We start from the raw sequence: 16,756 nt of genomic DNA on the forward strand, positions 1-16,756 counted from the left end.
GCGCTTGCGCACGATTGCCCGCTGTAATATCTGACAACCTTAATGCCGAGGCAGTCCTGCTTCGGCATTTCCAACGGGAAGGCAGATATCGTGACTTTACAGCAGCCACCTAAGCGCATTTCCCAACAGCCGCAGGCCAGCGCGGCTGCCGCGCCTGTGCTCGCACTGCGCGCCCGCAGCGGCGCCATGCCGCGCGTGCTGCCGTTTGCCACCTTCATTATTTTCATCATCTTCGCCGACGTGCTTGAACGATTCGGTGCGCACGCTAACACCATGCGCTGGCTGTATCCCGCCAAGATTGCGCTGGTGCTGGCAATGCTGCTGGCGTGGCGCAGGCATTACCGCGAATTGCGCACGCTGCCTGCCAGGCGCGACGCCTTCGTTGCCGCCGGCATCGGCGCCGGTGTCTTCGTCTTATGGCTTGCACTCGATGCGAGCTGGATGCAGATTGGCGCTGCGCGCGGTTTCGATGCCGCCGGCAGCGATGGCCGCATCGACTGGCCGCTGGTTGCCGTGCGTGCATTGGGCGCGGCCCTGGTGGTGCCAGTGATGGAAGAACTGTTCTGGCGTTCCTTCCTGCTGCGTTGGCTGGAACAACGTGATTTCCTGTCGTTGCGTCCGGCAGCTGTCGGCCTGCGTGCAGCAGCGATTTCGATTCTTCTGTTCGGTATCGAACATAACTTGTGGCTGGCCGGCATTGTCGCGGGCCTTGCCTACACCTTGTTGTACATGCGCAGCGAAACGCTGTGGACTCCCGTCCTGGGGCATGCCGTGACGAACGGCTTGTTGGCTGCCTGGATCATGGTGACCGGCAGCTGGACCTATTGGTAGTGTTACATAAGGCTAAAAATAATATGCGCATCCTGCCAACTCCATTGGCGCTGGCTGCCGCACTGGCGTGCAGTCCGGCGCAGGCGGACATCAGCGAAACCTTCAAGCCCTTTATCAGCGTGGGCCAGACCTACGACGACAACCTGCTGCGCCTGCCGGACAATACGCCGGACGGCATCCAGCGTTCCGACCGCGCCACGCAAGCCATTGCCGGCATTGCGCTGGATCGCCCCATCGGGCGCCAGAAGATTACCGGGCAAGCGAAAGTCTCGCGCGTGACTTTCGACCACTACGACCAGCTTGATTACAACGGCAAGGATTTCAGCCTGGACTGGGCCTGGGTGGTGGGCAACCACTTCGACGGCAATATCGGCGGCAGCTACCAGCAGGTGCTGACGCCGTTCAACGATTTCCACTCGGAAGAACGCAACCTGCGCACGCAGCGCCGCGAGTACGCCAACGGCGGCTGGCGCATGCATCCGAGCTGGCGCATTTACACCGGCTTCCAGCGTGACCGTTTCGACTACGAGCTGGAAGCGCAAAGCCTGAACAACCGCAAGGAAGACCGTAGTGAAGTCGGCATCGACTATCATGCGTCGAGCGGCAGCAGGGTAGGCCTGGTGGCACGCCATATCAAAGGCAACTTCCTGAACCCGCGCCGAATCGGCGCCACCTTCCTCGACCAGAACTATACGCAGGATGAGCTGAAAGCCAATATCAATTGGCTGTACAGCGACATCACGCAGTTGCAATTGCTGGCCGGCTACGCCAAGCGCAAGCACGATACCTTTACCGAGCGTGACACCAGCGGCCTTAACGGCCGCGCCACGCTGAACTGGCGGCCGCGCAGCAAGCTGCGCTTTTCCGCCGAGACCTGGCGCGAATTCGCGGCGGTGGAAAGCATCGTGGTCAACAACAGCGTCAACAAGGGCGCCAGCCTGAATGCCACCTGGGACCTCTCGGCCAAGGTGCAGGCCAACGCCGGGATCAAGCGCGAGAAACGCAAATTCGAACGCATGCCCTACGTCACCTTCAATGGCGACCCGAGCGATACCACGCGCAGCACCAATGTCGGCGTGGTCTACCAGCCCTGGCGCAAGGTCCAGCTGAGCGTGACCGGCTTCAAGGACCGCCGTACCGGCACGCCGCTGATCGGCACCGGCAGCTACAAGGCCAAGGGCGTTTCCTTCATGGCCACAGTGCAGTTCTGATGACAAGGAGCGACGATGACGGTAAACGATATTCCCCTGGTCTCCTTTTTCCAGCGTGTGCTCGATCCGCTGATCATCATGGGGATGCTGTACGCCACGTCGATGGTGTATGGGGAGCCGTTTACCGGGTATTCGCTGGTGCTGATGGTACTGGCTTTCTTCATCTCGTCGGCGGTGTACCAGCACGTCGATCCTTACCGCACCTGGCGCAGCGGACGGATCACCGCCTATGCACGCGATATCTTCATGGGCTGGATCGTCACCGCCGTGATCCTGGTCTTCCTTGGCAATGTCAGCGGCCTTGCTTACCACTACGATGAGGCCGTGGTGTTCAGCTGGTTCCTGGCGACGCCGTTCGCGCTGCTCATGAGCCACCTGGCGGCCCGCCATGTCGGCACCGACCCGGCCAAGGAAAGCGAGGTGCGCTCGGTGGTCATCGTCGGCGCCAATGAAGTGGGCACCAAGTTCGCCGCCACCGTGGAGCGCATGCCCAACCTGTTCCTCAGCGTGCGCGGCTTCTTCGATGACCGTACTGCCGACCGCCGCAAGTCGGGCCTGTCGCACCCCGTGCTGGGCAATATGGGCGAGGTCGCCGGTTTCGTGCGTGACCACCACATCAAGATGATCTTCATCAGCCAGCCGATTTCGGCCCAGCCGCGCATCCGCAAGCTGTTGGACGAGTTGCAGGACACCACGGCCTCGGTCTATTTCCTGCCCGATATTTATGTGTTTGACCTGATGCAGGCGCGTTTCGACAGCGTGGGCGGCATGCCTGTGGTGGCGATTTGCGAAACGCCGTTTGTCGGTTTCGACGGCATCGTCAAGCGCGCCAGCGACGTGCTGATCGGCAGTGCGATCCTGATGGCGCTGGCGCCGCTGATGCTGGTGATTGCGCTGGCCGTGTGGATCAGTTCACCAGGCCCGGTGATTTTCCGCCAGCGCCGCTACGGCCTGTATGGCGAGGAAATCATCGTCTACAAATTCCGCTCGATGCGCGTGACGGAGGACGGTCCGGTGGTGAAGCAAGCCACTGCCCATGACGCGCGCATCACGAAGATCGGCGCCTTCCTGCGCCGCACCTCGCTGGATGAATTGCCGCAATTTATCAACGTGCTGCAAGGAACGATGAGCATAGTCGGGCCACGCCCGCATGCCGTTGCCCACAACGAACAATACCGCAAGCTAATCAAGGGCTATATGTTGCGCCACAAGGTCAAGCCGGGCATTACCGGCTGGGCCCAGGTCAACGGCCTGCGTGGTGAAACGGAGACCCTGGAAAAGATGGAGGCGCGCATCCGCTATGACCTGGACTACCTGCGCCACTGGTCGCTGTGGCTCGACCTGTGGATCATCTTGCGGACAGTCAAGGTGGTGTTGAAGCGGCAAAACGCGTACTGAGTCAATCGTGCGCGCTGGTCGCGCTATTAGAATGAGTTGCAACAGTCGAGGGAGGATATTTTGAAGCACATCAACCCGAATATGGCTTTCGCGGGCATGCTGGTGGTCCTCGTTTCCGCCTGCAGCAGCAAGGCGGAACAGAAACCGGGCCAGGCCCTGGCCAACGTCAATGGTGAGGAAATCACCGTGATGCAGTTGAACGACGAACTGTCGCGCAGTAACGCTCCGGCCGCGCAACAGGAAGCCGCGCGCAAGCAGGCACTGGAGGCCCTGATCGACCGCCAGTTGCTGATCGGCGAAGCGGCGAAAGAGAAGGTCGACCGCGATCCGCGCGTGGTGCAGGCGATCGAGAGGGCGCGCTCGGTGATCCTGGCGCAAGCCTATATGCAGAAGCGCCTCGGCACGCCGGCCAAGCCGACCGCGGCGGAAGTGGAAGCCTATTACAGCCAGAACCCGCAATTCTTTGCGCAACGCAAGCATTTCGACATGCGTGAAATCATCTTGCCGACACGCGAGGTGAACGATGAGTTGAAGGCGGTAATGGACAAGACCCGTTCGCTCGATGAGGTGGCAGCCTGGCTCGACCAGCACAAGGTCAAGTACCAGAAGGCGCAACTGAGCCGCAGCGGCTCGGAGCTGCCGCCGGAACTGTCGGCCAAGTTGCTGGCGCTGTCGAAGGGCCAGCTCTTCATCGTGCGCGAGGGCGAGCGCAGCATGCTGGTCACCATTGCCGATATCCGTTCTTCGCCGGTGGAACTGGATGCGGCCAGGCCGCAGATCGAGCAATACCTGGTCGCCAAGAAGGGCAAGGAGTCGGCCGAGGAGGAGGTCAAGCGCCTGCGCGCCAGCGCCAAGATCGCCTATATCAACCAGCCCTCGCCGGTAGCGGATGCGGGCGCCCCGGCCACCGCACTGGAACGTGGTGTGGCCGGCCTGAAATAATACTGGATCGAGGAGCAATCATGAAACGACTACTGATGTGGATGGTGGCGATGGCTTTCGTACTGGGTGCAGGCTTTGCACAGGCGGCCGACCTGACGCTGGGCGCAGGCGACGTGATCAAGGCTTCCGTGTTCGGCAACCCGGACATGGCGACAGAGACCCGGGTCAGCGAATCGGGCAAGATCACCTTCCCCTTGCTGGGGGAAGTCAAGGTCAGCGGCATGACAGTGCAGCAGGCCGAGCGGGCGATTGGCGAGCAGCTGGTCAAGAAGGGCTACCTGAAAACGGCGCAGGTCAGCATCATCGTCTCGCAGATCCAGAGCGCGCAAGTGTCGGTGCTGGGCATGGTGAACCGTCCGGGGCGCTATCCGCTCGATGGCGGCAAGCGCGGGGTGATGGACATGCTGGCGCAGGCCGGCGGCTTCAATGCCGATGGCGGCGATACCGTGAGTGTGGTGCGCACCCGCGATGGCAAGACCACCAAGACCGTGATCGACGTGGTCGACATGGTGCGCAATGGCGCGCTGGACAAGGAGATCGAGCTCGGCCCCAACGATGTGATCTATGCCGAGCGTTCGCCGCGCTTCTACATCTATGGCGAGGTGCAGCGCCCCGGTTCCTTCCGGCTGGAGCGCACCATGACGGTCAGCCAGGCGCTGGCGGTGGGCGGCGGCCTGACCCCGCGCGGCACTGAAAGCGGCATCAAGATCAAGCGCCGCGGCGGTGACGGCACGGTGCAGGTGATCGCCGCCAAGAACGAGGACGTGGTGCAGACCGACGACGTCATCTTCATCAAGGAAAGCTGGTTCTAAGGAGGTGTCATGAATTTCGCCCAGTTCCTGCTGATCCTCCAGGCGCGCAAGAAGATCGTGCTGCTGACCTTGCTGGTCACGGTGGCCGCCACCCTCGTAGTCAGCCTGCTGCTGCCCAAGACGTATGAGGCGACCAGTTCGCTGGTGATGAATTACAAGGGCGTCGATCCGCTGACCGGCATGGCCCTGCCGGGCCAGCTCTTGCCCGGCTATATGGCGACGCAGATCGACATCATCAGCAGCAAGAATGTCGCGCTGCGCGTGGTGGACCAGCTCAAGCTGGCCGAAAGCCCGGCCGTCATCGCCCAGTTCAACGAGTCGACCGGCGGCAAAGGCACGGTGCGCGACTGGCTGGCCGACCTGCTGCAGAAGAAGCTCGATATCGTGCCGGCCAAGGAAAGCTCGGTGCTGAACGTCACCTTCAAGGCTTCCGATCCGCAGTTTGCCGCCGCGGTGGCCAATGCCTTCGCCGACGAATACCAGAAGATCAATGTGCAGCTCAAGGTCGAGCCGATGAAGAAGGCCACCAATTATTTCAACGCACAGTTGAAAGTGCTGCGCGATAACCTGGAAGTGGCGCAGGCCAAGCTGTCGAAATACCAGCAGGAGCACGGCATCGTCAGCGTCGACAACCGGCTCGACGTCGAATCGATGCGCCTGAACGACCTGTCGGCGCAATTGGTGGCGGCGCAGTCGCAGGCGATGGAAGCCAATTCGCGGCAGTCGGTGGCGCGCGGCTCCGGCAGCGCTTCGCCGGACGTGACGGCCAGCCCGGTGGTGCAGAACCTGCGCGTCAACCTGGCGCAGCAGGAATCCAAGCTGGCGGAAATGGGCCAGCGCCTGGGCCGCAACCACCCGCAATACCAGAGCGCCGCGGCCGAAGTGGCGCGCCTGCGGGCCGGCCTCAATGAGCAGACCGCCCTGGTTACTTCCTCGGTCAGCAACAACGCCAATGTCTTTGCCCAGCGCGAAGCAGCGTTGCGCACGGCGCTGGCCGACCAGAAGACCAAGGTGCTGCAGCTGAACCGCCAGCGCGATGAAATGAATGTGCTGAACAAGGATGTCGAGAGCGCCCAGCGTGCCTTCGACAATGCCTCGCAGCGCTCTTCGCAGACCCGCATCGAGGGCGGCTCCGACCAGTCCGACGTGTCGGTGCTGAACCCGGCCGTGGCGCCGATCGAGCCGGCTGGTCCGCGCGTGGTACTGAACACGGTGCTGTCGCTGCTGCTGGGGAGCATGCTGGGCATCGGCATTGCGATGCTGTCTGAAATGTTCGATCGCCGCGTGCGGTCGGAAGCCGACCTGGCCGAAGTGGTGCACATTCCGGTGCTGGCCACGATCGACTGGAATCCGCCGCGCCAGCGCCGCTTCGGCCTGCCGCACCTGCATGCGCCGCGCACGCTGCGGCTGAACTGAGGAGGTGCTGATGAACAGCCCATTGCATTTCAATCCCGCCTCGCCGCACGGCGTGGGCGATGCGACCATCGGCGCCCTGCTGCAGGAAGCGGGCAAGCTGACGCCGGAAAATACCGATGCCGTGCTGCGCATGCAGGAGGAAACCGGCGTGCGCTTCGGCGAGGCGGCGCAGGCGCTGGGCATGGTCAGCGCGGCCGACATCCAGCAAGTGCTGGCGCGGCAGTTCGACTATCCCTATATCCCGGCCGGGGAAAAGTATTTCTCTTCGCGTCTGGTCGCTGCCTACGATCCCTTCAGCCGCCAGGTCGAAAAGCTGCGCGCAGTGCGCGGCCAGCTGATGCTGCGCTGGTTTGCACGCGGCCACAAGTCGCTGGCCATCGTCGGCGTCGAGCCGGGTTCCGGCACCAGCCTGTTCGCCGCCAACCTGGCGGTGGTGTTCTCGCAGCTGGGGCAGAACACGCTGCTGGTGGACGCCAACCTGCGCCAGCCCTCGCAGCACGAGATCTTCAACCTGCAGGGCAAGACAGGGTTGTCGGACATGCTGGCCGGGCGCGCCACGATGGCGGCGGTGACGCGCATCGATGCGTTCGAATCGCTGTCCGTGCTGGGCGCCGGCACGCTGCCGCCCAATCCGGCCGAACTGCTGGCGCGCAAGGACTTCACCGGCCTGAATGCCCAGCTTGAGGCGCTGCACGATGTCGTGTTGTACGACACCTCGGACGTGCTGACGGCGCACGACTCGCTGCCGGTTATGGCGCGGGCCCACGGCGTGCTGCTGGTGGTGCATCGCAATGCCACCTCGCTGTACGAGGTGGCGGCGCTCAGCGAGCAGGTGCGCTATGCCGGGGCCGAAGTGGTAGGTTCCGTGCTGCTGGAGTTCTGAGTGGACCCGGGCCTGGCCATCCGCCCCCAAGCCGCAGCGCGTGCGGCCCTGCGCGATGCGCTGCCCGATTGGTCGCCCGTCCTGGCCGGCATGCTGGTGCTGTATGTCCCCACCTTCTATCGCCTGTTCACCGGCTTGTGGGCGACCGAGGAGCAGGCCCATGGGCCGATCATCCTGCTGCTCGCGCTGTGGCTGATGCACCGGCAATGGCCGGCCATGCAGGCGCGCGCCGACGGCCAGCCCGCCGCTGCCGGCTGGCCGGTGCTGGGCGTGGGCCTGCTGGCCTACATCCTGGGCCGCTCGCAAGGCATCATCGCCTTCGAAATTGCCTCCTTCGTCCTGCTGCTGGCCGCGGTGCTGATGCTCAAATGCGGCCATGGCGCGCTGCGTGTGCAGTGGTTCGCCTTCTTTTTCATGGCCTTCATGGTGCCGCTGCCCGGGCCCCTGGTCGGCATGCTGACCATGCCGATGAAGATGGCGGTGTCCTGGGCGACGGAGCACATGCTGTATGCGGCGGGCTACCCGATTGCGCGCAGCGGCGTGATCCTGCAGGTGGGCCAGTACCAGTTGCTGGTGGCCGATGCCTGCGCCGGGCTGCAAACCCTGCTGACGCTGGAGGCGCTCGGGCTGTTTTACCTGAACGTGGTGCGGCATTCCTCGGCCTTCCGCAACGTGGCGCTGGCGCTGCTGATCATCCCGATCTCCTTTACCGCCAACGTGATCCGCGTGATCACGCTGTCGCTGGTGACCTACTACCTGGGCGATGCGGCAGGGCAGGGCTTCCTGCACGGCTTTGCCGGCATGGTGCTCTTCATCACGGCGCTGCTGCTGATTATCGGCGTGGACGCCTTCCTGCAATGGTTCGTCAGGTGGCGAAACTCATGAAAAAATCAATGATGGTGAGCTTGGCGCTGGGCGCGCTGATGGTGTGTTCCGCCGCGCTGACTCGGGCCTTGACCCCGACGGCGCGCATGGCCGATGCGGCTGGGCGCTTCAGCCTGGAGCAGATGGTGCCGCGCACCTTCGGCGAGTGGCAGGTCGATACGCGGGTGATGCCGCTGCAAGTCGATCCCGCCACGCAGGCCAAGCTGGACAAGATCTACAACCAGACCCTCGGCCGCACCTATGTCAACCGCAATGGCGAGCGCATCATGCTGTCGATCGCTTACGGTGGCGACCAAAGCGACAATATGGGCGTGCACAAGCCTGAGGTCTGCTATACGGCGCAGGGCTTCACCGTGCGCGATGGCCGGAAAAGCAGCCTCGATACGGGACTCGGCGTGCTGCCGGTGAAGCGCTTGTTTGCCGTTGCCGGTGCGCGCCAGGAACCGATTACCTACTGGATTACGGTCGGGCGCAAGGCGACCATGCCCGGCGTCGACCAGCGCCTGCAGGAATTGCGCTACGGCTTGAGCGGCACGGTGCCAGACGGCATGCTGGTGAGGGTGTCGAGCATCAGCGCCGATTCCGCTCCGGCTTACGCGCTGCATGACCAGTTCGTGCGCGCGCTGCTGTCTGCGCTCGACAAGCCCGCGCGTGAGCGCCTGGTCGGCGTGTTCGAAGGATAGGGGGCGACGATGCGCATGCCATTGTTCCACCGGGCTGCAGCGGGAACTGCCGTCGCCGCCGGACCGCGCGCGCTGGTTCGTCCCAATCGCGGGCTGCCGCTGATGCTGCTGCTCCCCTTCCTGCTGCTGGCGGTCTTCGTCGGCGTGGTCGGCGGGCTCGATTCGCCGCCGCTGGTGGCCATCGTCGGCACGGCCGTCTTGTCGGTGCTGATGGTGTTCGTCCTGCCGCTGCATGGCATGTTCTGGTGCCTGTTCGTGCTGACCTTCCTGCTGCAGGGTTCGGCCGTCTACTTCCTGAAATTGCGGCCGGCCGCCTGGCTGGCCTTCGGCCTGGCCATCTTGTTCTTTTGCCGCGCACTGCTTGACCTGGTGGTGCACAAGCGCGAGCAGCAGCGCATGCGCAAGGGCGACGGCTCGACCGTTGAGCTGGCGGCTGTGTTGTTCGTGGCGGCCTTCGTGATCAGCCTGGTGTTCAACCGCGTGCCGAAGTCGCAGATCTTCTCGGCGGCGAAAGCCATGCTGCCGATGTTTTCGGTGCTGTTTGCCCTGTACTGGTTTCGCTGGAAGGAGCAGCACCTGGAGCTCAGCTGGCGCATGATGTTCTGGGTCGTGCTGGTGCAGGTGCCTGTGGTGCTGTACCAGCACTTTTTCGTCGCCACGACAACCACCTTCGATTCCATCGTGGGGACCTTTGGCGGCACGCCTGGCTTTGGCGGCAATAGTGCAATCATGGTCTTGTTCACCGTGCTGGCCATGGGCTATGCCGCTTCGCGCTGGAACGCGGGCCAGATGTCGGGCAAGGCGATGTGGGCTTTCCAGGCGACCGGCTTTGCCATCATCCTGTTGGGCGAGGTGAAGGCTGCTTTCGTCTGGTTGCCGCTGGTGCTGGCCTGGGTGCTGCGGAAGCGCATCCTGCGCAGCATCGGCGCCTTCATCGGCTTTGCCGTGCTGCTAGCAGCCTTCGTCGGCACCACGTACACCGTGTACGAAACGCTGTACTGGGGCAAGAAGGTGCAGTCGGCGCATAGCATGGCCGAAAAGCTGGACCGCGGCGGCGGCTACTTCTTCGACCCGAACAACGTCAATTACCGCACCGGCGAGATCAGCCGCGCCGCTTCGCTTGCGCTGTGGGCGCATGACCCGCTGGCTTCGGTGCCGCGCCGCCTGGTCGGCTACGGACCGGGCGCCAGCAAACCGTCCGGCCTGCTCGGCGCGGGCGAGGTCGCCAAGCGCTACCAGCCGCTGCATCTCGATGCCACGGCGCTGGCGATCCTGCTCTGGGATGTGGGCCTATTGGGCGCTCTCGCTTATAGCTCCATGCTACTGTTTTCACTGCTAGCTGCCTGGCGCTACGTGCGCCGAAAACAAGGTAGCGTGGCCCAGCTCGCGCTGGCAGATACCTGTGTCGCAGCCATGCTGCTGTTCCTGATGATGCTCGTATATAACCGCGCGCTGATGGATGAACCCACCGCCCAGCTGCTCCTGATGATGTGCATGGGGACGATTGTCCAGTTGTGCCGTTTCGGCTCGTCCCAAGGCTAGGGGATTGTGTCATTTCTGAGCGACACTGTTACAAAAATTTTGTCGCACGGAAACGAATTTGTGAAATGCGTGATGTTAGACTTTCCTTGTTGTGCCGGATCAAAAAGTCGTTAACTTATTGATTCGCAAACGAAATTGTCTGGAGAGTATCACATGAAATTCGTTAAATATTCCCTCTTGCCCCATGCAGTCTTCGCCGCCCTGGCCACGTTCGCAAGTGCGAGCCGCGCCGACTGGGCGATTTCCCCCAACATCGAAGCTGTGCGCCCGGCGCCGGACAAGATGCAATTGCAGCCACAGAATCCGCCGGGATTTTCCTGGTCGCGTTATCCGATCGCTACTTCGTCCACCTGGTACCTGGTCATCATCCAGCCGCCCGGCACCGCCTCGCCCATCAAGCACGTGGTGCCGCGCAACTGGCTGCTGCCGACCCACGCTTTCGCCACAGCCGGCATCTATACTTGGAAGGTGGCGCCGTTCACCCGCACCCAGGCCATGAACGATGCCGACGCGGCAGCGCGCGCCAAGGCCAAGGCTGCCGGCTCGAACCTGGCGCAGATCGAAGCGGCAGCCGAAGCCGCAGTGGTGCCGCTGGCTGAAGCGGTGGCCAAGGACTGGTCGACCGTGCGCAGCTTCACCATCGACAGCAGCGCCATCAAGTTCGAGGTCTACGACAACGCCACCCTGCGCGACAATGTGCTGCGCCATGGCCGCTCGCGCACGCTGGCGCCGAACTTCCTGCCTTACCTGAAGTGGACCTCGGCCATGGTGACCGAGCGCGGCGACCAGGTGCGGCGCCTGATCGAGACCGTGCAGTCGCGCCTGACCATGGCGCCGGTGCGTGACAGCGATTGGCCGCTGATCAGCAGCGGCACCATGACCACGGCGCTCAGCAACCAGAACTCCGATATCCGCAACCGCATCAACCGTACGGCGCACCAGGTGGAAGCGGCTGCCTTGTTGTACCGCCTGAAGCAGGGCGAGGCCATCGCCACCGCCTACCTGAACGAAGCGATCAAGCGCGGCGACGAACTGGCTGCGCTGAGCCCGACCGGGCCGACCAGCTATGCCAACCAGGACCAGGCGACGCGCACCATCGCGCTGTCGCTGTCGAAGGCGCTCGACATGCTGTGGAATAACCTCGACGCCACGCGCAAGGCAAACTGGCAAGCTTCCATCGCGCGCCGTACCACGGATATCTACAACGACCTGGCCGGCAGCAATGGCCGCATGGACCAGTACCCGTATGACGCCCACGGCGGCAACACGCTGGGCTTCCTGGCGCTGATCGCGGCGCTGAACCTGGGCGACGTGCCGGCGGCGCAGACCTGGTTCGACTTTGCGGTGCGCACCTACGTGCACCAGGTGTACACCTGGAGCGGTCCGGAAGGCGGCTATGCCAACGGCACCGCCTATGGCCAGGCGGCGGCCGATTTCTCGATCCAGATCTGGGACCCGCTGAGCCAGGCGCTGGGCGTGTCGATCTACCGCAAGCCATGGTCGGACGGCTTCCTGCGCTTCATGGCGCACTTCGTCCCGCCAGGCACGCCGAACCACGTGTTTGGCGATGGCCACGAAGACGTGCCCAACACCTATCTGCTGAAGGCCTTTGCGTCGCGCTTCAATACGCCAGCGGCAAAATGGTACTTCAGCAGCATGGTCGGGGTGGAAGATCCACTGACCCTGCTGCAGGCGCCTTCGCCGCTGCCGGTCAATACCGTGACGACCGCGCTGCCGCCGCCGAACGGCGCCTTTTATCCGAGCGTGGGCTGGGCCGCCATGCACAGCTCGCTGGCGGACGTGAAGCGTACCTCGCTGTACTTCAAGTCCAGCCCCTACGGTTCGTACAACCACAGCCACGGCGACCAGAATTCGATCGTCCTGAACAGCGGCGGCAAGCGCCTGCTGATCGAGGCCGGGTATTACGACTGGTACGGTTCGCCGCTGTGGAGCAGCTGGTACCGCGCGACCAAGTCGCACAATGCGGTGACCTACGACAACGGCGTCGGCCAGCGCATCGAGGGCAACACGGTGAACCTGGGCCGCAACGGCAAGATTACCGGCTTCTCGACCACCTCCGCCATGGATTATGTGGAGGGCGATGCCACGCCGGCGTTTGAAGGCGCGTTGTCGCTGAACCGGCGCAAGGTGTGGTATTTCCGCAGCCAGGACGCGGCAGTGGTGATGGATACGCTGACCGCGCCGGTGGCCCATTCCTGGGAATGGAACTTCCACGCGGCGGTTGCCATCACGGTCAACGCCGACGGCACGGCAACCATCGTCAACGGCGACCGCTCGCTCTGCGTGCGCTCGATCACGCCGGGGGCCACCCTGGTCAAGCGTGACGGTCCGGCGCCGCGCACCGGTATCGAGGAGCATGCGGCGTTCACGCGCCCGGCCGCGCTCAAGGGCGAGTTCGTGATCTTGCTCGATGTGGGCTGCAAGAAGCCGGCAGTCAAGCTGACCACCGGCACCACCAGCCGCGTGCTGACGGTGGGCAGCCAGACCATTACGCTGCCGCTGCCTTGAGCCGCCAGGGGGACTGAGCCATGCTATGACAGCACCATACTCGGGCCCCCAGACGCGGCGTAATATCGCCGCTTTCCTGGTAGGCAAGGTGCCTACCGCCGTGCTGACAGCCTGCGTGCTTGGGTTGTCGGCACGGGTGCTGCCGTCCGCCGAGTTCGGCCACTACGTGGTCGGCATGGCGCTGGTGGAACTCGTCCTCGGGCTGTCGAGTTTCGGCCTCGACTGGGTGCTGCTGCGCTTCCTTCCCGAATATCGCTTGCGCGGCAGCCGCCAGGCGCTGCTGCGCCTGGTGCTGGCGGTCGCCGCCTGCCGCATGCTGGTGCTGGCCCTGGTCGCTGGCGGGCTCCTGCTGGCGCGCGGCGCCGGCGTGCTGCCCGTTTCGTTCCCGGCCGAACTGGCCAGTGTGGCGGCCATCCTGCTGGTGGTGGAGGGCGTGATGCGCATCCTGCGCGACAACACGCTGGAGGCGCTGGCCCTGCAATCGCGCATGCAGCTGGTCACGGTGCTGCGCGGCGCTGTGATCGCCTGCGCCTTGCTGGCGATGGGCAGCGGCACGGCACGCCAGCTGCTGCTGGCGGAACTGGCGGCCAGCGCCGGTGCGCTGCTGCTGGCGGCGGGCTTTGTGGCGCATGCGGCGCGCAGCTTGCCGGTTCACGCGCATGCCGGTTGGCCGCCGCCCACGCAGGCGCAAATGCGCTCCGTAGCCTTGCATAACTATGCCAGCGGCATTGTTGAATACCTGTATTCGCCGTCCTGCCTGATCCTGCTGCTGGCGCGCAGCCAGGCGCCGGAAGCCATGGCGGGACTGGGATTCGTCCTGCGTTTGACGGATATCATCCGCAACTACATGCCCGGCATGGTAATTTTCTCGGTAGTGCGCTCGCGCATGATCGGCGCCTATGCGGGCAATTGCGACTACGGCGAATTGCAGCGCTGGGCGCACTTCGTCTTTAAGGTCAGCGCCCTGAGCTTGCTGCCGGTGCTGGCGGTGGCGGCGGTGTATGGCGACCTGGTGCTGCAGCTGGCCAGCGGCGGGCGCTTTGGCGAATACCGCCTGCTGTTTGCGGTGCTGTGCGGCTGGCTGGCGCTGCGCCTGCATCGGCTGATCCTCAACGTGGTATGCAATGCGGTTGGACTGATGGGCATGTGGACGCTGGCCTCGCTGTGTTCCTTGCTGGTGCTCCCCTTGCTGGCCTGGCTGGGCTCTGCGGCCTTGGGCTTGTGGCTGGTGCCTGCCGCCTTGCTGGGCAATGAGCTGATCGTCAACGGGCTGGTGGTGACGGGCATGCTGCGGCGCGGATTCGCCTGGCCGCTGGGCTTGCGCTGGTGGGCGCGCGCACTGCTGGCAATCGGCGCGGCGGCTTGCGTGGCCTGGCTGTTGCCGGGGCAGGGCGTGCTGGGCGCGGCGGTCGGAACCATGCTGCTGTGCGCCGTTTTTGCTGTAGCGCTGCTATTGTCAGGTGCAATTGATGAGAAAGATCGACAGCTTATCAACCGAGTGCTGGGACGCCAACTGTTGCGCGAGGTTTCATGAAAGTGCTTGCCATCTATCCCGGATTGAATCCTACCTTCGATGAGGTAGCGTACGTGTTGCCGCCGCTGGTTGCGAAAGGCGTTGCGGTGGAGGTGGTGACGTCGCGCGTATCGGCGCTCAAGAGTTCCGAGCCGGGCGAGGCCTACGAAAATTTCCAGGGTGTGCCGATCCACCGCCTCTTTCCCAGCTTGCGCGCCTTGTCGCACGAAGCCGCGCGCTACCTGCCGCAGGTACGCGAAATTGCAGACGCTTTCCAGCCGGATGTTTTGCTGGTGAATTCCTTCCATACCTTGCCGCTGCTGGAATTGTTGCGGCCACTGTACCCGGTTCCAGTGCTGCTGCGGGTGGAGTCGGCCGACCCGGTGCAGCTGCTGCGGCGGCGCTATTACGGCGGCGTGCCGGCGCTGGGGCGGGTTGCGGGGCGCATGCGCTGGTGGCAGGTGTGCGGGCAGGTCGATGCGCTCATGAGCAACGATCCGGCGGACCTGCCGCAACTGGCCACGCTTGGCTTGCGCGGGCGGCGCGCCTACTACGCGGCGCATTGCGCGCAGCGGCCGGCGGACTGGCGGCCGGCGCGCGAGCGGCGGCAGGGCGAAATGATCTATGTCGGTTCGCTGATCCGCCACAAGAATTGCGAACGCTGGCTGGAGACGGTGCCTGCCATCCTCGAGCACACGCCGGTGGAGCGCTTCGTGGTGATCGGCCGCGGGCCGTATGCGCATATTGTCAAGCAGCTGCAGGAACGGCTTGGCGATCGCGTCGAGCATGTGGAAGGGGTGACGCGCATCGAGGCGCTGCAACGCCTGTCGTCGGCCTGGTTCGCCTATACGGAGAGCCATTCGGGGTGGGGCTTCCTGTGCGATGCGTGGTCGACGCGCACACCGGTGCTGTGCCCGCAATCGACTTTCAGCATCGTGCCTGGATGGACCGGGATGATGCCGCAGGACGTGCCGGCAATGCTGGCGTCCATCAACCGCCTGTATGACGATGCCGAGTACTACAGCACCTTGCAGGATGGCGGCGCGCTGCGCTACGCCTCGGAACATACGGCCGAGGTGGTGAGCCGGCAGTATATGCAGATCTTGCGCGAGGTGGTGGCGGAGGGGCGGCGGCCATGATCCATGTCCTGCTTCCGCAAGCGAGCAGCTATCGCGACATCACCGGCTACCTGCGCGAACGCGGTGCGCGCGTGACGATCGTGGGCTCCGGCGCGCAGGGCATGAGTGGCAAGCTGTCCATCGTGATGTCGATGTTCTCGCCGAAGCTGCTGCGCTGTTTCGGTTTGTGGAAAAAGACCGACCGCTTGCTGGTGGTCGGCTGGCAGGCGCTACCTGTGCTGGCGCTGGTCAAGGCGGGCTTGCTGCCGCGACCGCAGCGCCTGCTGGTGATGAGCTGCTTCGTGCATGGAAAGCGCGCGCGCCGCCTTGCCGACCGTGTGCTGCGCGCGCTGCGCGTGCCGGGCCTGGGCTTCATCGCCTTCTCGCCGGGGGAGGCGCGCAACCTGGTCCAGAACGTCGGCATGGCGCCGCAGGACGTGCATTGCCACTTGTGGCGGCAGGAGCTGGATGGCCGGGCCGCGCAACAGGATGATGACGGCAGTATTTTCGCAGGCGGTTTCTCCAATCGCGATTACGACCTGTTGCTGGAAGCAGCCGAACCCCTGCCGGCGCCGCTGGTGATCGTCGCTTCGCAGCGCAACCAGATACGCCAGCCGGCGCGCGGCAGCACCCGCATCCTGCGCGACCTGCCGGAGGCTGAATTCGAAGGCCTGCTGGCGCGCAGCAGCGTGGTGGCGATGCCGCTGCGTGGCGTTGGCGAGGCCTGCGGCCAGAGTGTCCTGCTGCGCGTCCTGCGGCATGGGAAGCCGCTGGTCGCGACCCGCCACGAGTCGATTGAAGCCTATCTCGGCGAGGACTACCCGGGCTTCGTCCCGCATGACGACGTAGGCGCGATGCGCGAAGCGCTGGCGCGTGCGATCGAGCAACCGGCGCGGCGCGCCGAACTTGCACAGCGCGTGCGGCTGGCGGCGGGAAAGCTGGAAGGGCGAGGCGAACCGGGCGCTGAAATCGAGCAGTTCTTGCTAGGATGAA

The 16,756-nt window shown here is 64.2% G+C and carries 14 protein-coding genes; all 14 read left to right on the forward strand.

All coding sequences use genetic code 11. From position 1 onward, the window contains the following. Positions 1-90 precede the first annotated feature (90 nt). The 14 genes from ACN9MW_RS10505 (at position 91) to ACN9MW_RS10570 (ending at position 16,755) form a co-directional block, all read left to right on the forward strand. Positions 91-831 carry a CAAX prenyl protease-related protein gene (locus ACN9MW_RS10505; RefSeq protein ID WP_426170534.1) on the forward strand — a complete coding sequence of 247 codons (741 nt, stop codon included), beginning with the start codon at positions 91-93 and terminating at the stop codon, positions 829-831. A 23-nt stretch (positions 832-854) separates the two neighbouring features. Next, the gene (epsL, locus tag ACN9MW_RS10510; RefSeq protein WP_426170535.1) at positions 855-2,042 is read left to right on the forward strand and encodes an XrtB/PEP-CTERM-associated polysaccharide biosynthesis outer membrane protein EpsL; all 1,188 of its coding nucleotides are present in this window, start codon (positions 855-857) and stop codon (positions 2,040-2,042) included. 15 nt (positions 2,043-2,057) lie between these two features. Further along, positions 2,058-3,440 carry an undecaprenyl-phosphate glucose phosphotransferase gene (locus tag ACN9MW_RS10515; protein WP_426170537.1) on the forward strand — a complete coding sequence of 461 codons (1,383 nt, stop codon included), beginning with the start codon at positions 2,058-2,060 and terminating at the stop codon, positions 3,438-3,440. Between the two features lie 60 nt (positions 3,441-3,500). Further along, entirely contained in the window at positions 3,501-4,382 is an 882-nt protein-coding gene (locus tag ACN9MW_RS10520) for an EpsD family peptidyl-prolyl cis-trans isomerase (RefSeq protein WP_426170538.1), read from the forward strand. Positions 4,383-4,402: 20 nt separating this feature from the next. Then, positions 4,403-5,194, forward strand: coding sequence for a polysaccharide export protein EpsE (epsE, locus tag ACN9MW_RS10525; RefSeq protein WP_426170540.1), 792 nt, complete (start codon positions 4,403-4,405; stop codon positions 5,192-5,194). Between the two features lie 9 nt (positions 5,195-5,203). Next, positions 5,204-6,610: a chain length determinant protein EpsF gene (gene epsF, locus ACN9MW_RS10530; protein ID WP_426170541.1), complete on the forward strand. Its 1,407-nt coding sequence runs from the start codon at positions 5,204-5,206 to the stop codon at positions 6,608-6,610. Positions 6,611-6,620: 10 nt separating this feature from the next. Next, a complete protein-coding gene (gene epsG / locus ACN9MW_RS10535; protein ID WP_426170543.1) occupies positions 6,621-7,493 on the forward strand; it encodes a chain length determinant protein tyrosine kinase EpsG in 873 nt (290 codons plus the stop codon). Next, entirely contained in the window at positions 7,494-8,378 is an 885-nt protein-coding gene (gene xrtB, locus ACN9MW_RS10540; RefSeq protein WP_426170545.1) for an exosortase B, read from the forward strand. It begins immediately after the preceding gene. Then, a complete protein-coding gene (gene epsI, locus ACN9MW_RS10545; protein ID WP_426170546.1) occupies positions 8,375-9,061 on the forward strand; it encodes an exosortase-associated protein EpsI, B-type in 687 nt (228 codons plus the stop codon). Before xrtB ends, epsI begins: the two co-directional genes overlap by 4 nt. Positions 9,062-9,070: 9 nt before the next feature. Continuing rightward, complete coding sequence (locus ACN9MW_RS10550; RefSeq protein ID WP_426170548.1) at positions 9,071-10,603, forward strand: hypothetical protein; 1,533 nt, start codon at positions 9,071-9,073, stop codon at positions 10,601-10,603. A gap of 153 nt (positions 10,604-10,756) precedes the next feature. Then, complete coding sequence (locus tag ACN9MW_RS10555; protein ID WP_426170549.1) at positions 10,757-13,132, forward strand: heparinase II/III domain-containing protein; 2,376 nt, start codon at positions 10,757-10,759, stop codon at positions 13,130-13,132. A 25-nt stretch (positions 13,133-13,157) separates the two neighbouring features. Further along, entirely contained in the window at positions 13,158-14,666 is a 1,509-nt protein-coding gene (locus ACN9MW_RS10560) for a hypothetical protein (RefSeq protein ID WP_426170551.1), read from the forward strand. After that, a complete protein-coding gene (locus tag ACN9MW_RS10565; protein ID WP_426170553.1) occupies positions 14,663-15,784 on the forward strand; it encodes a glycosyltransferase in 1,122 nt (373 codons plus the stop codon). Before ACN9MW_RS10560 ends, ACN9MW_RS10565 begins: the two co-directional genes overlap by 4 nt. Next, positions 15,781-16,755: a glycosyltransferase gene (locus tag ACN9MW_RS10570; RefSeq protein ID WP_426170554.1), complete on the forward strand. Its 975-nt coding sequence runs from the start codon at positions 15,781-15,783 to the stop codon at positions 16,753-16,755. The genes ACN9MW_RS10565 and ACN9MW_RS10570 overlap by 4 nt, the downstream gene beginning before the upstream one ends. Position 16,756: the final 1 nt, after the last annotated feature.

It is taken from the genome of Pseudoduganella sp. R-34 (genome assembly GCF_049904655.1).
GTDB lineage: Bacteria > Pseudomonadota > Gammaproteobacteria > Burkholderiales > Burkholderiaceae_D > Rugamonas.

Bases quoted from the DNA above. Each gene is read 5' to 3' on its own strand.
- epsI (WP_426170546.1), top strand. From the start codon at position 8,375: ATGAAAAAATCAATGATGGTGAGCTTGGCGCTGGGCGCGCTGATGGTG.
- epsG (WP_426170543.1), top strand. From the start codon at position 6,621: ATGAACAGCCCATTGCATTTCAATCCCGCCTCGCCGCACGGCGTGGGC.
- epsL (WP_426170535.1), top strand. From the start codon at position 855: ATGCGCATCCTGCCAACTCCATTGGCGCTGGCTGCCGCACTGGCGTGC.
- ACN9MW_RS10565 (WP_426170553.1), top strand. From the start codon at position 14,663: ATGAAAGTGCTTGCCATCTATCCCGGATTGAATCCTACCTTCGATGAG.
- ACN9MW_RS10560 (WP_426170551.1), top strand. From the start codon at position 13,158: ATGACAGCACCATACTCGGGCCCCCAGACGCGGCGTAATATCGCCGCT.
- epsE (WP_426170540.1), top strand. From the start codon at position 4,403: ATGAAACGACTACTGATGTGGATGGTGGCGATGGCTTTCGTACTGGGT.
- ACN9MW_RS10515 (WP_426170537.1), top strand. From the start codon at position 2,058: ATGACGGTAAACGATATTCCCCTGGTCTCCTTTTTCCAGCGTGTGCTC.
- epsF (WP_426170541.1), top strand. From the start codon at position 5,204: ATGAATTTCGCCCAGTTCCTGCTGATCCTCCAGGCGCGCAAGAAGATC.
- ACN9MW_RS10555 (WP_426170549.1), top strand. From the start codon at position 10,757: ATGAAATTCGTTAAATATTCCCTCTTGCCCCATGCAGTCTTCGCCGCC.
- ACN9MW_RS10550 (WP_426170548.1), top strand. From the start codon at position 9,071: ATGCGCATGCCATTGTTCCACCGGGCTGCAGCGGGAACTGCCGTCGCC.
- ACN9MW_RS10570 (WP_426170554.1), top strand. From the start codon at position 15,781: ATGATCCATGTCCTGCTTCCGCAAGCGAGCAGCTATCGCGACATCACC.